Genomic DNA, 25,062 nt, shown 5'->3' on the forward strand with positions numbered 1-25,062 from the left:
TAAACAAGTCTTTAATAATATCGCTAAAAAACTAAAATATAAAAAAATGAGGTGTTTTATGATAACGTTTGATCCCAAAAAGTATGCAGTAACATTAAAACTTGTTTTTCTAAAAGCAGTCTATGAAATTTTTCCAGATATTGAAGTAGAGATAGAACATTCTTTAAATAATGGAACATATGGAACTGTAATAAAAGGAGAAAAAATAACTGAAGAAGGTATTAAAAAAATAGATAAAAAAATGAAAGAAATTATAGAAAAAAATTATCCGATAGTTCTAATATGTCAAGATAATGATACTTTAAAAAGTAAAAGTAAAAGTAAAAGCATATTAAGAAAAGACATAAGGACATTACTTGAAAATTCAGGATGGACAGGAATGATGGAATATGAAATAGATGGATATTTTGATTTCATTTATGAGGAGCCATATCCTTCAACTGGAAATGTAAAATTATATGAAATTTCTTTATATAATGGTGGTTTTTTAATAAAATATCCAACAAAAACTCCTGATGAACTTCCACCATATATAGATAATCCTAAAATGGCAAAAGTATTTCAGGAAACAGGGCAATGGAATTGTATTTTAGATGTATCTACTATTGGTACATTAAATGAAAAAATATTAAAGGGTAAAATTCCAGAGTTAATAAGAATAAATGAGGCTCTTCATCATAAGAATATCAGTAAAATAGCAGATCAAATAGCAGAAAATAAAGATATAAAATTGGTAACTATTGCAGGACCTTCATCTTCTGGAAAAACAACATTCAGTAAGAGATTATATCTTCATTTAAGGGCTAATGAAATAAATCCAATAGTAATATCTTTAGATGACTATTATATTGGAAGAAAAAATGTTCCCCTTGATGAAGATGGAAATAAGGACTACGAAACTATTGATGCTCTTGATTTGAAATTATTGAATGAAAACTTAAAAGAACTTGTAGCTGGGAAAGAAGTGGAGATACCAGAGTATAACTTTGTAAGTGGAGAGAGAGAAAAAAAGGGGAAAATGATGAAAGTTCCAGAACATGGACTTATAATCATAGAGGGAATACATGGGCTTAATGAGAAATTAACTGCATCTATACCTAAGAAAAATAAATTTAAAATATATGTAAGCTGTTTAACGCAGCTGAATATAGACAGACATAATAGAATAGCAACAAGTGATGTAAGAAAAATAAGACGTCTTGTAAGAGATAGTATGGCTAGAGATACATTTGTAGAAGAAACTATTGCTATGTGGAATTCTGTAAGAAAAGGAGAAGAAAAATATATTTTTCCATTTCAGGAAGATGCAGATGTGATGTTTAATTCTAATTTAGTATATGAATTAGGAGTGTTGAAAAGATATGCTATAAGGGAGCTGATAAAAGTAAGAGCAGACAGTCCATATTATGAAGAAGCAAAAAGACTTATGAAATTCTTGTATTGTTTTGTTGATATAGATTCAAAATATATTCCTGATGATTCAATACTTAAAGAATTTATTGGTGACAGTATTTTTTATAAATATTAATTAAAAGGGTTGGAATAGTTCAATTACTATCACTAAAAAGGCTGACATGAAAAAATTCAAGTCAGCTTTTTCTTTTAAGATAAAATTAACATAAATTTATAGAATGATTTCTATTTTTTATAGCAAAAAAAAGGGTGCAAAATCAGTAAAATAAATTACTATTTTGCAGCAGCTCCCTTTAAAATCATCTTTTTTATTTGCTATAAAAATAAAAAATCCTGCTAATATTTTTATAAAAGCAGGATAGTTATTAATTTATTCAGCGTATAATTCTTCTAATCTTTGCTGTACATTTTCATCTTCAAGATATTCATCATAGCTCATCATTTTATCAAGAATTCCATTAGGAGTTATCTCAATAATTCTGTTGGCTACTGTCTGGATAAACTCATGGTCATGAGCTCCAAATAGGATAGTTCCTTTAAAGTTGATAAGTGCTTTGTTCAATGATGTGATAGACTCTAGGTCTAAGTGGTCATTAGGGTTATCAAACATAAGAACATTAGCATTTGTAAGCATCATTCTAGAAAGCATACATCTTACTTTTTCTCCCCCTGAGAGAACTGTACAACTTTTCATTGCATCTTCACCTGTGAAAAGCATTCTTCCTAAGAATCCTCTTACAAAAACATCATGCTGGTCAGGTGAATATGGTCTTAGCCAGTCAATAAGGTTAAGATTTTTATTTTCAAAGAATTTAGTGTTATCTTTAGGCATATAAGCTTGAGTTGTAGTTACTCCCCAAGTGTATGTTCCTGAATCAGCTTCCATTTCACCAGCTAATATTGATAAAAGAGTTGTTTTAACAATATCATTTTTAGCAAGGAAAACAACTTTGTCTCCTGTATTAATAGTGAATGTAAGGTTGTCAAGGATTTTAACTCCATCAATAGTTTTAGTAAGATTTTCAACTTTAAGAAGGTTGTTTCCAGCTTCTCTTTCTTGCTTGAATTCTATAAATGGATATTTTCTATTTGATACCTGCATATCTTCTAATTGAAGTTTATCAAGAAGTTTCTTTCTTGAAGTAGCTTGCTTAGATTTAGAAGCATTGGCACTAAATCTGGCAATAAATTCCTGTAATTCTTGTCTTTTTTGCTCGATTTTCTTATTTTTAGAAGAAAGAAGTTTTACCATAAGTTCATTTGATTCATACCAGAAATCATAGTTTCCTACATACATTTTAACTTTTCCATAATCAATATCTGTAATATGAGTACATACTTTATTTAAAAAGTGTCTGTCATGTGATACAACTATAACAGTTGTATTATCAAGATTCATAAGGAAATTTTCAAGCCAAGATATAGCTTTGATGTCAAGTCCGTTAGTAGGCTCGTCTAAAAGCAATACATCAGGCTGTCCAAATAAAGCTTGAGCTAAAAGTATTTTAACTTTTTCAGGTTCTGTTAATTCTTTCATAAGTCTGTGATGAGAGTCAATCCCTATACCTAATCCCATTAAAAGAGTTTCAGCTTCAGTTTCAGCTTCCCAACCATTTAATTCAGCAAATTCTCCTTCTAACTCAGCAGCTCTTAACCCATCTTCATCAGTAAATTCACTTTTTGCATATATAGCATTTTTTTCCACAATAATATCCCAAAGTTTTTTATGCCCCATAAGAACTACATTAAGTACTTCTTCATCTTCAAAGGCAAAGTGATCCTGCTTTAATACAGCCATTCTTTTATTTTTTTTATCAAAGATTATTTCTCCTTCTGTAGGGTCAAGATCTCCAGAAAGTATTTTAACAAATGTAGATTTTCCAGCACCATTTGCTCCTATAAGACCATAACAGTTTCCAGGAGTAAATTTAAGATTAACATCTTCAAACAGTTTTCTTCCAGAAAATCTCATTCCAAGATTACTAGTAGCTATCATTTAATATATATCCTCCTATAAATTTTACTTTTATACATATTCAAAAAATCATTATATTATACCACAATTATTGACAATTTAGCAATAGAAGTTTAAATTATATTAAAATATTTCCTTGTTTATATTTTTTTTAATTTTATCTCTAAAAATCAAAAAATTTGAATGGAATTATAAAAAATATGATATAATGTTACATCAAAGTAAAGTTTCAGAGAGGTAAAAATGCCAAAATTATTTGATAGTATAAATATAAAAAATATAAAAATAAAGAACAGAATAGTTCTTCCTCCTTTAGTAAGATTTTCAATGGTAGGGAAAGACGGATTTGTTACAGAAAGAGTGGTAGAATGGTATAAAGATGTTTGTGCTGGAGGAACTGGACTGGTGATAGTGGAAGCTTCTGCTGTGGCAGAAGATGGAAAATTGAGAGAGAACCAGTTAGGAATATGGGAGGATAAATTTATTGCTGGACTTAAAAGAATAGCAGATATTTGTCATGAGTATGAGGTTCCAGTCCTTATCCAACTTCACCATGCAGGTTTTAAAGAGAAAATAAAGGATGTCCCTGAACATATTCTTGATGAAATACTTGAGAGCTTTAAAAGGGCTTTTAAGAGAGCGAGAGAAGCAGGGTTTGATGGAATAGAAATACATGGAGCCCACACTTATCTTATATCACAGCTAAATTCAAGATTATGGAACTTGAGAGAAGATAAATATGGAGGAACTTTTGAAAAAAGAATGTACTTTTCTAAAAGACTCATAGAGGAAACAAGAGAGCTTTTTAATGATGATTTTATTCTGGGATATAGAATGGGTGGAAATGAACCTGAAGTAAAAGATGGAATAGAGATAGCAAAATATCTGGAAAAATTGGGAGTAGATATTTTGCATGTATCAAGCGGTGTACCTGATCCTGCATTCAAACAGGAAAGAAAAATAGAAATGCCATGTGAATTTCCTCTGGACTGGGTAATATATATGGGAACAGAAATTAAGAAATATGTAAATATACCTGTAATAGGAGTAAGAAAGATAAAAAAAGAAGCAGAAGCCAGTTGGCTTGTAGAAAATGAGCTTTTAGATTTTGTAGCAGTAGGAAGGGCTATGATAGCAAGACCAAACTGGGCAGAAGCAGCAAAGAAGGAGTATGAAAAAAGAAATGGAATTAAAGAGTCTTGATATATTCTGTGAAATAATAGATAATTTTGGTGATATAGGTGTAGTATACAGGCTGGGAAAGGAATTTAAGAAAGTTTTTGGAGAAAATACAAGAATAAGAGTGATACTTAATAGGCTTGATGAATTTACTAATATAAATTCAAAGGTAAAAAATATTTCAAATCAAGAACTAGAGGGAATTCAATATGTTACATATGAATATGTTAAGAAAAATATGTGTACTTTTTCCACTGCAAATGTTATAATAGAAGCCTTTGGGTGTACAATACCTGAGGAGTATATGAATGAAGCTTATGACAATTCAGAACTGCTGATAAATTTAGAATATCTCTCAGCTGAGGACTGGATAGAGAGCTGTCATTTACAGGAATCACCAAGCGGAAAAGGGAAATTAAAGAAGATATTTTTTATGCCTGGATTTACTGAAAAAAGTGGAGGAGTCATTGCTGATTCACTTTATCTGGATAGAATAAAAAATGTAATTGAAAACAAGGAATATTACAGAAAAAAATATTTATCAGAAATAGAAAATATTGATAAAAAAATTATAGGAACAGTGTTTTCATATGAAAAAAACTTTACTCCATTATTTAGAGACTTGAAGTCTTTAGATAAGGAAATAGTAATTTTAGCTATGGGGGAAAAGACGCAAGAAGGCTTTAAAAACTTTTTTGAGAAAAATTTTATAGAAAAGCTTGGAAATATTTATAAATATGGTAAAATAGAAGTACAGTTCTACAAATTTTTAAGTCAGGAAGATTATGAAGAATTAATAAATCTGACAGATTTTAATTTTGTAAGAGGAGAAGATTCTTTTATAAGAGCAGTACTCACAGGAAAGCCTTATCTATGGCATATTTACTGTCAGGAAGATTATGCTCATATGGATAAAATAGAAGGATTTTTAGATAAATATGAAAAACAGATGAAGGGAAAAACTTCAGATGAATATCTGTTTGAGTACAAGAAGCTTTTTAAAGATTACAATTTTAGAAGAGAAAATTCTTTAGAAGAAGGAAAAGAGGAATATTTATTTTTCTTCAACAATCTGAAGGAGATAGAAAGATGCAATTCTCTATTTAGAGATTTTCTTATCTCAAACTGTAATCTTATAAATAAAATAAAAGATTTTATAGAGAAATTTTAGGAGGTCAAAAATGAAAATAGCTCAAGAATTAAGAGCAGGAAGTACAATTAAAATCGGAAACGATCCATTTGTAGTTCTAAAATCAGAGTACAACAAATCAGGAAGAAACGCAGCAGTGGTAAAATTTAAAATGAAAAATCTATTAAATGGAAATATTTCAGATGCTGTTTACAAAGCAGATGAAAAAATGGATGATATCAGACTTGATAAAATCAAAACTGTTTATTCTTACAATGATGGAAGTTTTTATGTATTCTCAAATCCGGAAACTTGGGACCAAGTAGAACTTAAAGAAGAAGACCTAGGAGATGCTATCAACTATCTTGAAGAAGGAATGGAATTAGATGTAATATACTATGAGTCTACTCCAGTTGCTGTAGAACTACCTACTTTCCTTGAAAGACAAGTTGAGTATACTGAGCCAGGACTAAGAGGAGATACAAGTGGAAAAGTAATGAAACCAGCTAGAATCAATACTGGATTTGAAATTCAGGTTCCTCTATTCGTTGAACAAGGTGAATGGATTAAAATCGACACTAGAACAAATGAATATGTAGAAAGAATTAAAAAATAATTTTTTAATAAAAGCTGATCGGGTGACTTGGGTCAGCTTTTTAATTATATTAATTAAGCGGGGTTAGTATGGATAGGAATAAATTTGATGCTATCTTAGAAAAAGTAATGAAAGTTCGTGGAGTAAAAATAAATAGAGAAAACTTCTTGAATAAAGAATTATCTAAATATTTTTCTGAAGATGTAGTGAAAAAAGCTGTTCAGGAGAATCCAGCTATTGCAGGAATAGACGTTTCTGAAATAAATAAAATAGCAGATAGAGTGATTGCATGTGAAATAAGGCAATCTACTCTTATTTCAACAATTATAGGTATTCCAGGTGGAATAGCTATTGTTGGAACTATATCTATTGATATTACTCAATATTTTGGACGTATAATCAGAATAACTCAAAAACTAGCTTATCTTTATGGCTGGAAAGATATGTTTGAAAATAAAGAGGAATTGAGCAGAGATACTATTGATCGTATGACTTTACTTATGGGAGTGATGTTTGGAGTAGACTTGGCAGATAATGCTGTGGTTAAACTTGCTCAAAGTGCTGCATTGAATATTGAAAAGAAGATATTGCAGAAAGCTTTGACAAGAAGTGCAGTATACCCAATAATCAAAAAAGCTGCCTCGATATTAGGTATTAAAGTCAGTCAGCAGAGCTTTTCTGTTGGAGTAAGTAAAGCTATTCCATATATAGGAGGAGTAATTTCAGGATTAGTTACTTATATCACAATGAAACCTCTTGCTCTTAACCTACAGGAAGCTTTATCTGAACTTCCTTTGGCAGATGCAAGTTTTTATAAAGATAAATAATTTAAAAAGGATGATTTGAAAGAGGAAAGATAGTAAACTTAATTATCTTTAAATCATCCTTTTATTTTATTAGATAATATTGAGATAGTTTTTAAATTCTTTCAATAAAATATTTAATGAAATATGGAAGAGAGAATTTAGAGATTAGATATATTTTAAAAAATTTGCAATAAAAATACTTACCTTTAATTTTTTTCATAAAATATAGAAGAATATAAAATTTCAACAATAACATAGCTACTTTTAAATAAATTATAACAGTTAAAACTTTTGATTTTTTAATAATAAAAATTTAATTTTTTTATTTAGATAGTATATTCTTCATTCCCGTCTTCTCCATCTTCATCTTCATCGTTTTCCTCTTCTCCATATTTTTCTGGATTTAGATAAATATGTTTGTATGAAAGCTTTTTGAAAAGCTGATATAAAAATGAATTTATGAACATTCCAATAATTCCTCTAATAACAAGAATAAACATAAGGATATACTCTAATTTAAAATTAAAATTCTGATAATATTTTAGATATTGTGCAGGCAAAATTAAAATAACAGATACTATACCTGATAAAATAGCAGATACCACCCATGAACAAACAAGAAATATCAGAAAATATACAAACTTGTAATATTTGTCCATTTTAAAATATACAATATATGCAGCCAGAAAGAAAAAACCAACAATAATTCCTGCAATATTAGCATTGTGACTACGAAAGAGCAGAAAACTAAGCCAGTAAGTTAGAATTGTAATAAGCAGATAAACTCCTGATATAGCTAATATAAAATAATCAAAATATTTTTCATTTTCTCTTTCATAGCATTCTTTTATACTTTTTTTCATCATTTATTTTTCCTCCAATAGTTTTATTAACTAAATTATACCATTTTATTTTTTAAAATAAATCTTTTTTAGTATCATATTATGAAAAAAGAGTGATTTATAAGCGAAATAATTAATGATTACAACAATATTACTGTTGTATCTGAGTAATTATATTAGTTAAAATTACTAACTGTTTAATTACTGAAAAATTAATATAGCTTTTTTATCACTCTTTTTATTATTTAAATTTAATTTCTTTTTATTCCCTGTGAAGCATTAAGTACAGCTAATAATGATACTCCAACATCTGAGAATATAGCCATCCACATATTTGCTATACCAAAAACTCCAAGTATCATAACTATTACTTTTACTCCAAGAGCCATAACAATATTCTGCATAACAACTTTTTTATTTTGCTTTGCTATTTTTAATAGTTCAAGTATCTTAGAAGGCTCATCTTTCATTATAACAACATCAGCAGCTTCTATTGCAATATCACTGCCTACACCCCCCATAGCTATTCCTACATCAGCTAGAGATAGTACAGGAGCATCATTGACACCATCTCCTACAAAGACAACACCTTTATCATTTTTAGATTTAATTTCTTCAAGTTTACTTACTTTATCCTGTGGAAGTAGCTGAGAATATACATTGTCAGGATTCAAACCAAGTTTTTCTCCAACCACTGCTCCTATTCTGTCACTATCTCCAGTAAGCATATAACTTTGGATGCCAACTTTTTTCAATCCAGCTATTGTCATAGGAGAATCTTCTTTTATTTCATCTGAAATATATACATATCCTAGGAAAACATTGTCTTCAGCTACATAGAGAACAGTTCCAGCATAATGTTTTTCTTCAGCTTCTATTTTGTATTCTCTCATAAGTTTATAGTTACCTATAAGTATCATTTTACCTTCATAATAAGAAAGTACTCCAAATCCAGAAAGCTCTTTATAACCTTCTATGTATTCTTCATTTATTTCAATACTTCCATGACTTACAATAGCTTTTCCTATTGGGTGATTAGAGTAGAATTCACCTATTTTAGCAGTTTTTAAAAGATCATCTTCATTTCCATTTACAGCTTCAAGTTTGTCTATTTTAAATTTACCTTTAGTAAGTGTTCCTGTTTTATCAAATACAACAGCCCCTATAGTTGTAAGAGCTTCAAGATAGTTTCCTCCTTTGATGAGGATACCGCTTTTAGAAGCTTTTCCTATGCTGCTGAAGAAAGTAAGTGGAACAGATAATACCAAAGCACAAGGACAAGATATAACAAGGAATATCAATGCTCTTCCAAACCACATATTGAAGTTGCCAAATAATGCTGGGAATCCAAGTCCAACTATCAATGCTATTAACACTACTATTGGAGTATAATATCTTGCAAATTTTGTAATGAATTTTTCTGATTCTGCTTTCTTATTGCTTGCATTTTCTACCATTTCAATTATTTTATTAATAGTAGAATCACTGAAAAGTTTTGTAACCTTTACTTCAAGGACTCCAGCTCCATTCAAGCTTCCACTTAGAACTTCACTGTTTACAGTAACATCAGAAGGAAGAGATTCTCCAGTAAGTGCAGCAGTATTCAAGTCACTTTCACCTTTTATTACAATTCCATCTACTGGAACTTTTTCTCCAGATTTAATGATAATGATATCTCCAATTTTTAGTTTTTTAGGAGAAATCTTTACTACTTCACCATTGTTATCTCTTATATTTGCATAATCAGGTCTGATATCTAAAAGCTTTTCAATAGATTTTCTTGAATTTCTTACAGCAGATTCTTGGAAGTACTCACCTATTTTATAGAAAAGCATTACTCCAACAGCTTCAGTTGTTTCTCCCAGATAAAAAGCACCAAATGTAGCAATAGTCATCAGGAAGTTTTCATCAAGGAAATTTCCTTTTGTAATATTTTTAAAGGAATTAAGAACAACATCTCCACCTAAGATTATATATGCAACTATAGATACAGCAAGTTTTACCATTGGGAAAGGTTTAAGGAAAACAGAAACAATAAATAGAACAGCTCCAATAATAAGAAGCATTTTTTCTCTTTTCTCTTCTGCTTTTTCTTGAGCTATTTCTTCTTCTCTTTTAGCTCTTGCTTCATCTGTGTCATCATCACTTTCAGCTTTGTATATTAAAGTTCCAGGTTCTAATTTATCAGCTATTGTGTTTATTTTTTCTAAGAAACTTTTTTCATCAAAAGATGAATCAGATTCAATAGTCATCTTTTTTTTGTAAAGATCAAGATTGCTGTTGATAACTCCTGCTAGTTTAGAACTTTCATGCTGTATTTTAGCAGCACAACCAGCACATCCTAAATTTTCTACAACATATTCTCTTGTTTTTATCAGTTCATTTTCTTTTTTATATATTTTTGTTCCAGGTTCAAGCTTGTCAGCCACTTTATTGATATCTAATAAAAATTTTTCTTCATCAAAACTGTCATCAGTTTCAACTACCATTTTTTTCTTGTAAAGATCAAGATTGCTGTTTAGTATACCTGACATTTTAGAACCCTCATGTTGTATTTTGGCAGCACAACCAGCACAGCCAAGGTTATCCACTGCATACTCTCTTACTTTCATATATATCCTCCATAATATTATTAATTGTTTAATTATTTTTTAACAGATATAGCATATACCCCCATACCCTATATATAAAATATCATATTTATTATTCTTTGTCAATTAGATAATAAAAGATATTTTTATTCCCTTATCCTTTAAAGGTATACGACTTTATATTAAATATCTTTTCGATTTTATTTAAAGATATAAATAATAATGTTATTGTACAAACTTTGAACAGTGGTAAATCTATAATCTTAAAGAAGTGGACATTATATCTATCATATGATAAGATTAATAGAGATCCTTTGAGAGTTAATATCAAGGTAAAGGGGTGGTAGAAATGAAAGTAAATAAGGAATACATTGAGAGATTGTTTTCTGATATTATAGATGAGAATATTTTTATTAAAGGTATTGTTTCAAGTCCTGTGAATAAGGAATATCCATATTCAAAGATAAATATGAAGCCATTAAAAATAAAGAATGAAATATTTATACAATTTGAACAATTTAAGGATAACAAAGCTTTTCATGATAATATTTGTATTGATTCTTCAAAAATGAAATTTTCTGAAATACTGGATAATTTCAAACAAATTCTTATATCTGTAAATGGAAGTGATTATCAGATATTGAAAGGAAAAAACGATTTTAATCTCAAAAAAACTGAAAATACAAAAACATTGAAAACTTTAGAGCATAATAAAAAGAAAAACTATATACTTGAAGAAGGAACACCAGCACCTTTTCTTATAAAATTGGGAGTTATGGGAGAAAAGGGGGAAGTTTTTAAGCAAAGCTATGATAAGTTCAAACAGATAAATAAATATCTGGAATTTATAGATGATACTATAAGAGAACTTCAAAATAGAAAGCTCATAGGTTCTCATATTAAATTTGTAGATTTTGGATGTGGAAAATCATATCTTACTTTTGCACTTCATCACTATTTAAAGAATATCAAAAACTTTACTTTTGAGATAATAGGGCTGGATTTAAAAAAAGATGTAATGAAGAAATGCAATGATATAGCTAAAGAATTAAAATGTGAAAATCTGGAGTTCTTAACAGGAGATATTAAAGATTTTGACAAGCTTCAAAATGTAGATATAATATTTTCTCTTCATGCTTGTAATAATGCTACTGACTATGCACTTTTGAAAGGATTGGAGCTAAATGCAAAGGCTATCCTTGCAGTTCCATGCTGTCAGCATGAATTTAATGATAAGATAAGTGCCAATAAGAAAAGTGATTTCTTTGCATCACAACTTCCTATAGGAAAGCATGGAATACTTTTAGAAAAGTATGCAACTATTGCCACTGATGCTTTTAGAGCTCAGGCATTGGAATTATGCGGGTATAGAACTCAGGTAATGGAATTTATAGACATGGAGCATACTCCCAAGAATACCCTTATCAGAGGAATAAAAGAAAAGACAACAACTGAATCTTTGAAGAAAAGATTTGAAGAGTACGGAAAGTTTAAAGATTTTCTAGGAATAGAACCACTTTTAGATAGTCTGCTTTCACCATATTTTTTGATAAAATTATAATAGCTACAATAAAAAAATAGATGGCTTCTAAGTAAAGATATAATTTTAGAACTTTTCCAGTAGAAAGATTTGTTATTAATTTTATTTACTTTATTAATTACATCAATCTTTCTAGTTTCTAAAGCTTTAAAAATTATTCTAGCTTTTTAGTCATCTATTTTTAATTTTTTACCACCATCTATGATGTCTTCCTATTCTATAGCCACCATAACCTATACCACCTATAAGGACAGTGTTTACAAGATTATCTCTTCTCTGTTCTCTTTTTTCTCTCTCAATAGCTATCTGCTTGTCAAACTCCAGTTTTTCTCTCATAAGTTCTATTTCTATCTCTTCTTTACTAGGAGTATTTCTAGCAATTTCTTTTTCTCTGTTTGAGTCAACCAGTTGTTTATATTCATTAAATTGTTTTATTTTCATTTCAACACTATCTTTAGGTGCAGGAGCTGTAAAAGCAAAACTGCTCATAATGATACATAAAAATAATAATTTCTTAAACATTATTATCACCTCTCTTATAATAATTATACCATAATTAAGCAAAAAAAGAAGCTGGTTTTTTTACCAGCTTCTAAAGTTTGAAATTTTTTAATTAGTCAACATTTTTAAGGATTATAGCAGTTCCCATTCCTCCACCAATACATAGAGAAGCAAGTCCATAAGTTAATCCTCTTTTTTTCATTTCATATATTAAAGTAACCATGATTCTATTTCCAGAAGCTCCAACTGGATGTCCTAAAGCAATAGCTCCACCATTAACATTAGTTTTATCGTTGAACCATTCTCTTTCTACACCATGTTGTATACATAGTTCTTTCATAACTCCTAAAGATTGAGAAGCAAAGGCTTCATTCAATTCGATAAGTTCCATATCTTGAAGTTTCATTCCAGATTTTTTAAGAGCATTTCCAATAGCAGGAACAGGTCCCATTCCCATTATTTGAGGATCTACTCCACCAATACCAGTAGCAACTATTTCAACTAAAGGTTTAAGGTTGTACTTGGCAACTGCTTCTTCAGAAGCAAGTATCATCATAGAAGCTCCATCATTTAATCCAGAAGCATTTCCAGCTGTTACAGTTCCATCTTTTTTGAATGAAGGTCTTAATTTACCTAATTTTTCAAGATCAGTTTTTCTATTAGGATACTCATCTGTATCAACAGTGATATCTCCTTTTTTAGTACTTATAACTACTGGAACTATTTCATCTTTGAATCTTCCAGAGTCAACAGCAGCTATTGCTTTTTGTTGAGAAGCAAATGAGAATGCATCCTGCTCTTCTCTTGTAATTCCATATTTAGCAGCTATATTTTCAGCAGTGATTCCCATATGTACATTTGTAAATGCGTCTGTAAGAGCATCAAATACCATATGATCTTTCATAGTAAGGTCAGCCATTTTATGTCCGCCTCTTACTTTTCCTGGAAGGATGAATCCAGCATTAGACATTGACTCAGTTCCTCCAGCAAGAATAAGATTTGCTTCTCCTGCTTTAATGTTAGCATATGATGAAATGATAGTTTTCATTCCGCTTCCACATATAATGTTAAGTGTATAACCAGGAACTTCCTGAGGTACACCAGCTTTTATGGCTACCTGTCTTCCTACACCTTGTGCCTGACCTGCTTGTAATACATTTCCGATAACTACTTCGTCCAGATTAGCTGGATCAATTTTTGCATCTTCAATAACTTGCTTTGCAACTGCGGCTCCAAGGTCGCTAGATGATAAAGGGGCTAAACTTCCTAAAAAACTTCCTATAGCAGATCTTTTTGCTGCTACAATGTATACTTTACTCATTAAATCCTCCTATACCTAAATTTTATTTTATTTGTGAAAATTAAATAACCAGTCCTCCAGTTACAGGTAAAACTTGTCCTGTAATGTATGAAGCCTCATCACTTGCTAAGAAAAGAATAGCATTTGCTACATCTTCAGCAGTTCCAAATCTTGCCAATGGAGTTCTTTCCATCATTCCAGCAACTACTTTTTCTGATAATACATCAGTCATTGGGCTTTCAATGAATCCAGGTGCTACACAGTTTGCTCTGATAGCTCCTCTTCTTGCTAATTCTTTTGCCCAAGTTTTAGTCATAGCTATAACTCCACCTTTTGTAGCTGAGTAGTTAGTTTGAGCTAAGTTTCCATATAGTCCAACTACAGATGAAAGTGTAACTATTGATCCAGATTTATTTTTTGACATAATAGGAGCAACAGCCTGAGTCATATTAAATACTCCTTTTAAGTTTACATTGATAACTGCATCCCATTGTTCTTCAGTCATTCTTTGTAAAAGGGCATCTTTAGTGATACCAGCATTATTTATTAATATATCTATTCTTCCATATTCAGCAGCTATCTTTGCAACAAATTCTTTTATAGCAGCTCTGTCAGTAACATTTAATATTTCATGTCTTACATTTGATTGTTCATATACAGCATCTCCCATATCACAAGAGATAACCATTTCTGCACCTTCAGCAGCAAATTTTTCAACAACTGCTCTTCCTATTCCCCTAGCACTTCCAGTAACCAAAGCGATTTTTCCTTTTAATCTATCCACTATTTTCCTCCTTAAACTTTCAGCATGAATTTAAGCTAAATCATATTTGTTTTAAACACTTATGATAAGTATAATTTTTTTTTTAATAAAAGTCAATAAGAACATTATTCAGAATACATCAATGACCGATTATGAGGATAATCAGTCTTAGAACAATACTACTGTAATCTTTTTTTTAAATTACAATAAATTTATTTGCAGTTTGAGGAATATAATTGTTGAATAGTGACTATAATTGTTGTAAAATAAAAAGTAAAGAATGGAACAACTGGAGGTCTAACTATGAAATTTATTATTCTGGTTATCAGTTTTCTGATGATAGGATGTACAAATATAAGAAATAATACTCCCTCTTCTCCTAGAGAAAGTATAAAAACTTACTATGAAAATGGAAAGATGGAGTCTAAGATAATATATGAGGGAAATAAAAGAAATGGGAAAATGACAAGTTACTATGAAAATGGAAAAATTGCTGTAAAAGGATTTTTTAAAGATGATAAAAGAGATAAAAAATGGATATTCTATAATGAAAAAAATGGGAAAATATCTAGTATTGAAAAGTATAAAGATGGACAGCTTAATGGAGAACAGGTATATTATCATGATAATGGAAAAATAAAAGTAAAAGGTAATTATACCAATGGAAAAAGAAGCGGCTTCTGGGAAATGTTTGATGAAGAAGGGCAATTGGAAGTACAAAATATATTTATTGATGGGGAAAATATTATAAGTATAGCAATATATCAAAAGAATGGAAAACTTCTATGTAATGGAAATGTTGTGAATCAGTTAAGACAAGGAGAATGGAAATATTTTGATGAAGATGGAAATATAGCCTATATTGTAAATTATGAAAGAGGAATAAGAAATGGAGAATGGCATGCATTCGACAGAGATGGAAATATTTTAATGAATGGAATTTACAGGAATGGAAGAATAGTAGGAATTGATATTGAAGAATAAAATGTCAGATTTATATGGGAAAGAAAGATGTAAAAATTGGAGTTGCTTTATCTGGTGGTGGAATAAGAGCAACTATATTCCATTTAGGACTTTTTAAATGGCTGGCAGAAAATGAACTTATGGAAAATATAAAACATATTTCTTCAGTATCTGGAGCTAGTATAGCTATTGGATTGATATATACATATAATAATATGAAATGGCCTACAAGCAGAGAATATCTAGAAGAAGTTCTTCCAAATCTGAAAACTGCAATGTTAAAAGAAGATGTTCAAAATAAGACTTTGATAACAAGTTAAAAAAAACCTTGGAAACTATTTGGAAGTAAATCAAATATATTGGCAGAAGCGATGGAAAAATGCTGGAAAATAAAGGGAGCTTTTGGAGATCTTCCTGCTTATCCAGCATGGTCAGTTAACTGCACTACTTTTGAAACAGGAAAAAATTTTCGTTTTTCACAAAAATTCAGTGGAGATTATAAAATAGGATATTTTGATTCTAAAGATTTTCCTTTAGTAAATGCAATTGCTTCATCTGCAGGATTTCCTTTCTTAGTAGGAATGTACAAATTAGATACGAGAAAATACAATTGGTATGATTATGGAAGTAAAGATAAAAAAAACTTGGAACATGACCACATACATCTATGGGATGGAGGGGTCTACGACAATCTTGGATTGGAAGCTATTTATAAAATGGGAAATGGTGGAGCGTGCAGAAAAGGTGTAGATTTTTGTATAGTGAGTAATGCTTCAGCTGGAAGTGCAGAATTTACTGAAAGTGGAAGAAGTATTTTGGAGAAGCTGGGAGATACAAAAAGACTTCTGGATATAGCTATGGATCAGATTGGAGCATTGAGAAGCAGAGAATATATGGCTTTTGTAACAGAGAAAAAAGCTGGTATGTATGTACAGATAGGAAATTCTGCTGAAAAAATAACTTCTGGAGCCAAGCTTGATGAAAAGATAAAGCAAGAATTGTTAAAAGAATGTTTAAAAGAAGAGGACTGTGTTAAAGTAAAAACTTACAAAACTACTTTGAATAAACCTAATGAAAGAGATTATAACTTGATATTAAGACATGGATATGAGAATGTAAAATGTGTTTATTATTCATATGATTCTATTTTAAAATAAAATAATTAATGAGAAAGTTTACTGAAAAATATTTAGAAAAAAATCAGGATTTTAAGAACTTTCTCATTTTTTATTGAAAATAAAAATTTAAAAATAATGATAAATCTGGTATAGTAAAATTGTGAAAAGTTTTCATAAACTAATTTGTTATCAATAGGAATGTTTATCATAAAACATAAACTTGAACATAAAAGGAGAAGCCAATGCCATTTACATTTTCACATCCTGCAATTATATTGCCATTAAAGAAACTACCTAAAAAATATATATCAATGACAGGACTTATTGTAGGAAGCATAGCCCCTGATTTTGAATATTTTCTGAGAATGAAAAGCAAGTACAGTCATACTATAAGTGGCATTTTATGGTATGATCTTCCTATGGGAATTTTTCTTGCTTTTATTTTTCATAATTTAATCAAAGAAGCATTGATTAATAACATGCCTCTTTTTTTTGAATCACGTTTTATAAATCTTAGAGATTTTAATTGGAATAGCTATTTTAAAAAGAATTGGTATATTGTTATAATTTCAATTATAGTTGGAGTATGTTCCCACATACTATGGGATGGATTTACTCATAGAACAGGACATTTTGTAAAAATATTTCCAGTATTGAAATCCTCTATAAGACTTTTTGGAACAAAAATACCTGTATATAGAGGACTGCAGCATATAAGTACTCTTATAGGAGGAATAGTAGTTATTAAAGCTGTTATTAGCCTTCCTTCAGATACAAACTGTATATCTCGAAGGGGGAAATATAAATATTGGTTTTTTTTGATTGTTTCAACACCAATAATAATGTTTTATGGACTTTCAAAAAGGATTCCTTATTATTCTTTTTGGCATCTGATAGTGAACTTTATTACAGCTTTTCTTCTCTCTCTAGTATTGACATCTTTTATATTCAGAGGGAAAAAATTAAAGGATAGTTAAGATAATCTTTGAAATATAAATGAAAATAAAGGTTCAGGAGGATAGACATGGATAAAATATCAGAAACAAAAAAATTGTTAAAAATTGTTAGAGAGAATATAGAAAAGATTGCAGAAACTAAAGTGAAAAAAGAAAAAAGAGAAGTCACTGAGATAAAAAAAGAGATTATGCAGTATCATGACAGCATAATGGAAAAAATAGAAATATTTGAATCCAATGAATTGTGGTTGGAAGAAGTTATTGAAAGATTAAAGTTAATATTGGAAGATACAGAAGTTTTAATATAAGATCCAATTATATTTTAAATTGGTTTTAAAAGCAGGAAAGATATTTTTTCTGATTTTTATAAGTCTGCTAATTGCTAAATAAATAATATTTATTTAAATATTATTGTTTTTTGAAAAATTTCACTAAAAATTAAATTAGAAATTAAAAAAATTTAAGCTCATGTGTTTTAGAAGGAAAGATTCTAAAATATATGGGCTTTTATAATATATAAAAAACAATTAAAAATATTTTTAAATCAATTTTTTAATCAATCATTAAGAAACCGTTCATGGAAAAAACCTTAATGTTTTTATGAGATATAAGAAGATAGTCTTTTAAGAAGATAATAAAAGATATAAATAATACACACAGAGGAAAGAAAAAATAAATATTCTGAAGAAAAAATTTATGAGAATATACAAACAGAGATCTGTTAAATAAAAAAATTAAAAAAAGAAGGGCAAGAATAAAAAAACAGCAATTGAAAAAAGATGCATTGAAATTATAAATTGAAAAAGTTCTTAAAATCTAAAAAAAGATTATTATTCTTCTTTATAGATAAAAGCGAACTTTAAAACAAGAAAATGATTATCATTATAATCTCTAATGTTGTAAAAGTCAAGATATAAAAATTTTAATTTAAAAAAAGGTTAAAAAAATGATGTCTTAAAAATAAGGTTCTTTACTCCTGTAGATGTTCGCTTTTATCTATATAAGAGAACCTTTGATATAGCTGAATAAAAAACAGCATTGATATTGATTTTAAAAGTTAGAACTATGAAGCAAAACAATAAAAATTAACAGTATAAAAGGAATTTTTTTATCAAATCAAAGTGAACTTATAATTTAAAGTTATATTGAAATTTTTTAAGACATCAATTAAGGAGGAAATTATGATTGAAAAGATGATGAAGGCAGTAAAAAGAGGGAATAAGAAAAGAAGCAGAAATATAACAATAGGAGCAGTAGTAGGATTCCTGCTTTCATGCACAGCAGTAATGGGGGCAGATAAATATTTGCGGATAAAGGAAAATAGTGGAATAAAATTCAGTATAGACAACAATGATCCTGCAAGTACAGTTAATCCATATAGTGAAAACAATTGGGATGGAAGCATTTATATAAATAATATAATATTATCAGGAAGAGATAACAATGCTGGGGCAGGTGCTTATGGATTACAATTAGAAGGAGATTTAAGTGGATTTGAGCTTATAAATAACAGTTCAATAACAGGAACATTAACAGGAAGGAGTGGTGGGAGTTATGGAATTTATAATGGCTCAGACTCTATTAGAAACCTAACAAACAATGGTTCAATAATAAGTACAAGTGTAGGAAGGAATGGTGGGGGTTCAGGAATTTATAGTGATTCAGGAGATATAGAAAGTCTAACAAATAATGGTTCAATAACAGGAACAGCTGGTGAAGAGCTGGGACAAGGTTCAGGAATTGTTAATCAATCAGGAACCATAACAACACTAACAAACAATGGTACAATAATAGGCACATCTACAGGAAGTTATGGAAAAGGTTTAGGAATTTATAATAATATAGGAACTACAAGAAGCCTAGTAAATAGTGGTTCAATAACAGGAACGGCTGAAAGAGAAAGTGGACGAGGTTCAGGAATTGAAAATTATCAAACTATAGGAGTTCTAACAAATATAGGGTTAATAACAGGAATAGCTGCAGGAGAAGATGGACAAGGTTCAGGAATTATTAATGGGTTAGGAGCCACAACAACAACACTAACAAACAATGGTACAATAATAGGAGAATCCACAGGAAAGACGGGAAAAAGTTATGGAATTTATAATTATTCTTCTTCTACTATAGGAGTTCTAACAAATATAGGATTAATAACAGGCATATCCACAGAAAGTAGTGGAGAAGGTTATGGAATTTATAATGCACAAGGAACTATAACAAGCCTAGTAAACAACGGCTTAATAACAGGAATAGCTGTGGAAAATAGTAATGAAAGTTATGGAGTTCATAATGACTCTGGGACAATAGAAGCATTAACAAATACAGGAGTTATTTATGGAAAAACTAATGCTATATGGAAGAATAGTGGAAAAATAGCTAATTTTAATAACTATGGACTCCTTATAAGTGAAACAGGTGATACAGTGAATGGAGCGATACCAACTAATGAGGGCTTGATATTTAAAGAAGTTAGTGAAGGAAACTATACTGCAAAGACAGATGATGATTATGAAAAATTTGGAAAAAAATATGATAGTAGTTCAAGTGGGTACATAATAATAAATGCTAAAGCACTGGGAAAAGATAAAGACAATATAACAGGAACTGAAAGTTTGAGTTTAGATAAGGGAGTTTTAACATATGGAAATTCTGAGAAAATTAATATTTCTTCAGATGAAAAATATATCTTAAATGGAATAACAGATACCCTAAAAGTCACTGGCAGAGGAAATGAGCTGAATAATAGTACAATAAATGCCTATGAAACAGCAGTGGCTATGAATGGAATGTCAATGCTTACTCTTAATAATACAGAAGTAAATGGAGGAGTAAAAGATAGTACTGTAAATATAGGAGGAGATGGAAATACTCTTACTGTTCAGGGGGATTCTGTTATAAACAGCAGTGATACAGCTATAAAAGTAGATGGAAATAATAATGATGTTACTTTGGAAGGAAATACAGTAGTTAATGGAAAAATGGAGTCAACAGGAAATAATAATATTATCAATCTTCATGGAAAGAATATGAGTATTCTGCATGACATATCTGGATTTGAAAATATGAATATAAAAAATAATGTAACATTCTTTGAAGATGTAAATATTAAAGGATTGAAAGAAATAAAAGTAGAAGAAACAGGAGTCTTAAATCTTAGACTTAAGGCTGATGGGACAATTAATGTAAAAGGAGAAGGGGAGATTGCAAAAGCAGATCATGCTTTTATTGGAAATGACATGATCATACAGGGAGAAGGAAATGGAGTAGATACAGCAGGAACTCTAAACTTTGTAACAAATGGAATAGGAAAAAAAATATATGTAGATATGACGGATATTGAATTAAAAAACCTGTATATTAAAACTAGTTCACCAATAGATGGGTATAAAATAACTGACAGAGAAAATATTATATTGGGAGCATATGGGAGCCTAAATGAAATATATAGACCAGAAAATACAAGAACAAATAAAAGATATGAATCTTTAAACAACATATATAAAGGGATCTACAGCAGTACAGATGAAAATCTTAATGCTCTGAGAATATTGATTTCTTTTAATAATTTTGGAAATAATTATGAGGAAAATATGAGTGATGATAAGCAGCTTAAAAATCTTATGAGCTACTTAAACAGTATCTATGCAGAAACTCCATATTCATTCTCAAGTGAATTATCAAGAAAGTCAACAGGGATGTTCAGAGATATAGTAACAGAGAATCACTTCAGACCAGATTTGAATAAATGGATGATAATGGGTGGACTTACTCATGCAGATGGTGGAACTAAAGATACATACTATGGACAGAACTATCATGGATTTGATGGAGGAACAGCAGATACAGATGTGGATATGAAGCTTACTGGAGCATACGCGCTGGGTAAATATGGATACTCTGAAAATGTATCACTGGGAGTAACAGTTGGAGGAAACAAAAGCGAAGCTGAACTGTCAATGTCAAAAGTAGAAGGAAATAGTGGATATATAGGGGCATTTGTAGAAAATTACAGAGGAAATCTAACATTGAAAGCAGGAGGAGGAATACAGTACTCAGAATATGACGCTGACAGAAGAACTCTTGGTGGACACAGCTACAATGAAAAATATTCAGATATGGCATATGATATCTACCTAAATGGAAGATATTCACATAATATTGGAGATAACTTATTTTTAGAACCTTATGGAACTTTATCATATACATATATAGATCAAGATGGAGCAGATGAAGGGAATCAAACTCTAGCAATAGAAACAGATTCAAAATCATTTGACTATACAGTAGGAAAAATAGGAGTGGACTTGAAGAAAGTTATACCTCATGAAAAAGGAAAGAGTACGCTTTCAGCGGGGGTAAGCTATACAAAAATATTAGATGGAGCAGATGAGGAGTTTATAACAGGAAGATTTAAAGGTGGAAGCAACTTTGATATTTTAGTAGCTCACAAAAATGAACATAGTATAGGACTAAATGCAAAATATGCGCTGGAACTAGAAAATGGAGTGCTATTTGATGTAAAGGGAACTTATGCAGTAGAAAGAGATTCACATAATGGGGCAGGAAAAAACAAGACTAAAGGTGAATGGATAGTGGGAGCTGGATTAGGATATAAGTTCTAATAACAGAAATTAATATTAAAAATATTTAGAAAATATAATATAAGAGTTTTAAAACCAAATTATCTCACAATTTTTCACCCTCTTCCAAAATAAAAAAGAACCAGAAGGATTTAAATTCTTCTGGTTCTTTTTATTATAAAAATATTTTATTTATTTTAGATTCACCAGTTACTTTTATTCCATTCTTTGCAAGCAAATCAGCTGTAGCTCCATTTCCAGTTATTAGTATCTTTGAAAAAGTACCATCATAAATTTTTCCATAGCCGCAAGAAGGGCTTCTTTCCTTTAAAATAGCAGCACTACAGTTATATAGTTTAGCCAATTTTAAAACTTCCTCTGCACCTTTCAGATACTCAGCTGTAACATCTGTCCCAGTTTTTGTGATAATTTTATCACCCTGTCTTTCAGCAGGATCACGAGGAGTAGCAAGCCCTCCAAGCTGTTCTGGACATATTGGTATAAGTTCATGCTCCTTCATTAAAGCTTTTATATCTTCTCTTAGCTCCCCTTTGCCATTATAACGGCATTCTACACCTAACAGGCAGGCACTGATCAGGATTTTCATAATATTCCTCCTGAATTACGAAGCTAAAGCTTCAACTTTATCTTTGAAACCTTGAGGAACTCTTTTTATTTTCTTCGCAGCATAATCATAACATACCAGCATAGTATATCCATTGATAACTTTTTCACCAGCATTATTATATATTTCATAATGGCAAGTGAAATTAATTTTTTCTATTTCTACTTTAGTTATTCTTATTTCTATTTCATCATTTAAAAATAGTTCCTTATTATATTCAACATATCCATTTTTTTGGATAACTCCTACTCCATCACCTAAATCTAATTCTGTAAATCCAAGAGATTCAAAGAATGCCATTCTTGAAAATTGGAAGAAAAGAAGAGCTCTCTCATTTCCAACATGACCTCCATAGTTTATATCTTCCTGTACTATTTTATATTTGTATGAAAACATTTTACCTCCCTAAAAAATCTTGTTAAATTGAATATCAATACAACAATTATATTATAAAACTTATAATAAAGAAAGATATTAAAGAAAAGAAAATAAAATAGAAATAATAAATTAGTGCAAAATCAAATTTTAAGCAACATATAAAATTTAATTACAGAGAAGATAAATTAAAAATATTGACAATGAAAGAAATTAGTGTATAAAATTGAGTTGGAAGAAAAATACATATATACTAAGGAGAAAGGAATGGGGAAAAAAGGGTATGGATTTTTATTCAAGGAAAAAATAGAAACAGAATCTTTAAAAGATGAAATTGTAGAGAATAGATATATTAATAAAATGATGAAGTCTATAATTGATTCATCTTATGATGGAATTTATGTAACTGATGGAGAGGCAAATACTCTTTTAGTAAATAAATCTTATGGAAGAATAACAGGTCTAAATATAGAAGAATTGATTGGGAAAAATATGAAGGATCTGGTAGCAGCAGGGGTATATGACAATTCAGGCTCTCTTGTAGTTATGGAAACAGGAAAAGAAGCTACAGTTAATCAAAAATTATCATCTGGTAAAGAAGTATTGGTTACTAGTGTACCTGTATTTGATGAAGATGGAAAAAGAAAGTATATTGTAACTAATGTGAGAGATTTATCAGATATAGAAAGACTGAGGAGAGAACTGTTTCTGAATCAGAATCTGACACAAAAATATAAAGATGAACTGGAGAATATGAAAGAGCAGCTTGTAGATATAGATGATATAACATTTAAAGATAAATCTATGTTTAATACATTAAAAATGATATTAAAAATCTCAAAGATGGATACATCTGTTCTTCTTACAGGAGAAACAGGAACTGGAAAGACCCATATAGCCAAGCTAATACATAAATACAGCAACAGAAATGAACAGACATTCATTGAAATAAACTGTGGTGCTATACCAGAAAGTCTTATAGAATCAGAATTTTTTGGATATGAAGCAGGAGCTTTTACTGGAGCATCTAAAAAAGGAAAGATGGGAGTTTTTGAACTTGCAAATAACTCGACTTTGTTTTTGGATGAGATATCAGAATTGAATATAGATTTGCAGGTAAAGCTGCTGAAAGTATTGGAAAGTCTTGAAGTGAGGCGTATTGGAGGAGAAAGAGTTATTCAGACGAATGCAAGAATAATAGCTGCTACAAACAGAGATTTGAGGGAGTTGGTAAAAGAAGGTAAATTTAGAGAAGATTTATATTATAGATTGAATGTAATATCTATAAATATTCCATCTTTAAAGGAGAGAAAGGATGATATAATACCTCTTTGTTTAAGATTTTTAAAAGAATTTAATAAGAAATATGATGTGGATAAATTTTTCAGTCAAGAGATAATAGAGGTATTCTACAGATATCAATGGCCTGGAAATATTAGGGAAATGAAAAATCTTGTGGAACAGCTTGTAATAATATCTCAAGGAAATGAAATATCTACTGACTATCTTCCAAAATATATTTTTCAAAAGGGAGCTTTAGAATTAGAAAGTGATGAAACAGGAAGAATAGATGAACTTTATCAGTATCATAAAATGAGTTTAAAAGAAGCAACTCTCAAATTTCAACAGAACCTTATTAAAAATATGCTTAAAGAAAAAGGTTCTCAAAGACAGGTAGCAAAAGTGCTGCAGGTAGATCCAGCAACAATTACAAGAAAACTTGCAGGGGTAGAATGACTAAGTTGATAAATTATATCTATATTGCAAAAATGCAATTAATTGCAAAAATGCAAAACTATATAAAAACTGTA

21 protein-coding genes are annotated in these 25,062 nt (G+C 29.8%); 13 read left to right on the forward strand and 8 right to left on the reverse strand.

Going from position 1 to position 25,062, the window contains the following annotated elements; translation table 11 throughout:
- Nucleotides 1–58 precede the first annotated feature (58 nt).
- On the forward strand, nt 59–1,528 hold the full coding sequence (locus E0E45_RS03925; RefSeq protein WP_130889959.1) for a uridine kinase family protein: 1,470 nt from the start codon (nt 59–61) through the stop codon (nt 1,526–1,528).
- A 255-nt stretch (nt 1,529–1,783) separates the two neighbouring features.
- Here E0E45_RS03925 and E0E45_RS03930 read toward each other — a convergent pair whose 3' ends face one another.
- The gene (locus E0E45_RS03930) at nt 1,784–3,409 is read right to left on the reverse strand and encodes an ABC-F family ATP-binding cassette domain-containing protein (RefSeq protein ID WP_130889960.1); all 1,626 of its coding nucleotides are present in this window, start codon (nt 3,407–3,409) and stop codon (nt 1,784–1,786) included.
- Between the two features lie 222 nt (nt 3,410–3,631).
- On the opposite strand from E0E45_RS03930, the gene E0E45_RS03935 reads away from it, so the two are divergent.
- The 4 genes from E0E45_RS03935 to E0E45_RS03950 all read left to right on the forward strand — a co-directional run bounded on the left by E0E45_RS03935 (nt 3,632) and on the right by E0E45_RS03950 (nt 7,118).
- On the forward strand, nt 3,632–4,591 hold the full coding sequence (locus tag E0E45_RS03935; RefSeq protein WP_130889961.1) for an NADH:flavin oxidoreductase: 960 nt from the start codon (nt 3,632–3,634) through the stop codon (nt 4,589–4,591).
- On the forward strand, nt 4,560–5,738 hold the full coding sequence (gene earP, locus E0E45_RS03940) for an elongation factor P maturation arginine rhamnosyltransferase EarP (protein ID WP_232044050.1): 1,179 nt from the start codon (nt 4,560–4,562) through the stop codon (nt 5,736–5,738). Before E0E45_RS03935 ends, earP begins: the two co-directional genes overlap by 32 nt.
- 10 nt (nt 5,739–5,748) lie before the next feature.
- Complete coding sequence (gene efp / locus E0E45_RS03945; RefSeq protein ID WP_130889962.1) at nt 5,749–6,312, forward strand: elongation factor P; 564 nt, start codon at nt 5,749–5,751, stop codon at nt 6,310–6,312.
- A gap of 68 nt (nt 6,313–6,380) precedes the next feature.
- Nucleotides 6,381–7,118, forward strand: coding sequence for a hypothetical protein (locus E0E45_RS03950; protein WP_130889963.1), 738 nt, complete (start codon nt 6,381–6,383; stop codon nt 7,116–7,118).
- Nucleotides 7,119–7,423: 305 nt separating this feature from the next.
- Here E0E45_RS03950 and E0E45_RS03955 read toward each other — a convergent pair whose 3' ends face one another.
- Together E0E45_RS03955 and E0E45_RS03960 are read right to left on the reverse strand one after the other, a co-directional pair.
- Nucleotides 7,424–7,963, reverse strand: coding sequence for a hypothetical protein (locus E0E45_RS03955; protein WP_130889964.1), 540 nt, complete (start codon nt 7,961–7,963; stop codon nt 7,424–7,426).
- A 227-nt stretch (nt 7,964–8,190) separates the two neighbouring features.
- Entirely contained in the window at nt 8,191–10,551 is a 2,361-nt protein-coding gene (locus tag E0E45_RS03960; protein ID WP_130889965.1) for a heavy metal translocating P-type ATPase, read from the reverse strand.
- 328 nt (nt 10,552–10,879) lie between these two features.
- Between E0E45_RS03960 and E0E45_RS03965 the strand changes: the two genes are divergently transcribed.
- Nucleotides 10,880–12,091: a class I SAM-dependent methyltransferase gene (locus tag E0E45_RS03965; protein ID WP_130889966.1), complete on the forward strand. Its 1,212-nt coding sequence runs from the start codon at nt 10,880–10,882 to the stop codon at nt 12,089–12,091.
- Nucleotides 12,092–12,259: 168 nt separating this feature from the next.
- Here E0E45_RS03965 and E0E45_RS03970 read toward each other — a convergent pair whose 3' ends face one another.
- From E0E45_RS03970 to fabG, 3 genes are all read right to left on the reverse strand, one after another.
- Complete coding sequence (locus E0E45_RS03970; protein WP_130889967.1) at nt 12,260–12,592, reverse strand: hypothetical protein; 333 nt, start codon at nt 12,590–12,592, stop codon at nt 12,260–12,262.
- A 91-nt stretch (nt 12,593–12,683) separates the two neighbouring features.
- Complete coding sequence (locus E0E45_RS03975; protein ID WP_130889968.1) at nt 12,684–13,892, reverse strand: acetyl-CoA C-acetyltransferase; 1,209 nt, start codon at nt 13,890–13,892, stop codon at nt 12,684–12,686.
- Between the two features lie 40 nt (nt 13,893–13,932).
- Nucleotides 13,933–14,655 carry a 3-oxoacyl-[acyl-carrier-protein] reductase gene (gene fabG, locus E0E45_RS03980; protein WP_130889969.1) on the reverse strand — a complete coding sequence of 241 codons (723 nt, stop codon included), beginning with the start codon at nt 14,653–14,655 and terminating at the stop codon, nt 13,933–13,935.
- Nucleotides 14,656–14,937: 282 nt separating this feature from the next.
- Between fabG and E0E45_RS03985 the strand changes: the two genes are divergently transcribed.
- The 6 genes from E0E45_RS03985 (at nt 14,938) to E0E45_RS04005 (ending at nt 22,293) form a co-directional block, all read left to right on the forward strand.
- Nucleotides 14,938–15,618 (forward strand): toxin-antitoxin system YwqK family antitoxin, encoded by a 681-nt coding sequence (locus tag E0E45_RS03985; protein WP_130889970.1) that lies wholly within the window; start codon nt 14,938–14,940, stop codon nt 15,616–15,618.
- Nucleotides 15,619–15,632: 14 nt separating this feature from the next.
- Complete coding sequence (locus E0E45_RS17810; protein ID WP_232044051.1) at nt 15,633–15,917, forward strand: patatin-like phospholipase family protein; 285 nt, start codon at nt 15,633–15,635, stop codon at nt 15,915–15,917.
- A 39-nt stretch (nt 15,918–15,956) separates the two neighbouring features.
- Nucleotides 15,957–16,754 (forward strand): patatin-like phospholipase family protein, encoded by a 798-nt coding sequence (locus E0E45_RS03990; protein WP_232044052.1) that lies wholly within the window; start codon nt 15,957–15,959, stop codon nt 16,752–16,754.
- Nucleotides 16,755–16,957: 203 nt separating this feature from the next.
- Complete coding sequence (locus E0E45_RS03995; RefSeq protein WP_130889971.1) at nt 16,958–17,692, forward strand: DUF4184 family protein; 735 nt, start codon at nt 16,958–16,960, stop codon at nt 17,690–17,692.
- A 47-nt stretch (nt 17,693–17,739) separates the two neighbouring features.
- Nucleotides 17,740–17,979: a hypothetical protein gene (locus E0E45_RS04000; protein ID WP_130889972.1), complete on the forward strand. Its 240-nt coding sequence runs from the start codon at nt 17,740–17,742 to the stop codon at nt 17,977–17,979.
- A gap of 873 nt (nt 17,980–18,852) precedes the next feature.
- Nucleotides 18,853–22,293 carry an autotransporter outer membrane beta-barrel domain-containing protein gene (locus E0E45_RS04005; protein WP_130889973.1) on the forward strand — a complete coding sequence of 1,147 codons (3,441 nt, stop codon included), beginning with the start codon at nt 18,853–18,855 and terminating at the stop codon, nt 22,291–22,293.
- Between the two features lie 133 nt (nt 22,294–22,426).
- Here E0E45_RS04005 and E0E45_RS04010 read toward each other — a convergent pair whose 3' ends face one another.
- Together E0E45_RS04010 and E0E45_RS04015 are read right to left on the reverse strand one after the other, a co-directional pair.
- Nucleotides 22,427–22,858, reverse strand: a complete 432-nt coding sequence (locus E0E45_RS04010; protein ID WP_130889974.1) for a DUF523 domain-containing protein — start codon at nt 22,856–22,858, stop codon at nt 22,427–22,429.
- Between the two features lie 15 nt (nt 22,859–22,873).
- The gene (locus E0E45_RS04015; RefSeq protein ID WP_130889975.1) at nt 22,874–23,272 is read right to left on the reverse strand and encodes an acyl-CoA thioesterase; all 399 of its coding nucleotides are present in this window, start codon (nt 23,270–23,272) and stop codon (nt 22,874–22,876) included.
- A 246-nt stretch (nt 23,273–23,518) separates the two neighbouring features.
- On the opposite strand from E0E45_RS04015, the gene E0E45_RS04020 reads away from it, so the two are divergent.
- Nucleotides 23,519–24,988 carry a sigma-54 interaction domain-containing protein gene (locus E0E45_RS04020; RefSeq protein WP_130889976.1) on the forward strand — a complete coding sequence of 490 codons (1,470 nt, stop codon included), beginning with the start codon at nt 23,519–23,521 and terminating at the stop codon, nt 24,986–24,988.
- Nucleotides 24,989–25,062: the final 74 nt, after the last annotated feature.

Origin of the sequence: Fusobacterium ulcerans ATCC 49185 (assembly GCF_900683735.1) — a bacterium.
Lineage (GTDB): Bacteria > Fusobacteriota > Fusobacteriia > Fusobacteriales > Fusobacteriaceae > Fusobacterium_A > Fusobacterium_A ulcerans_A.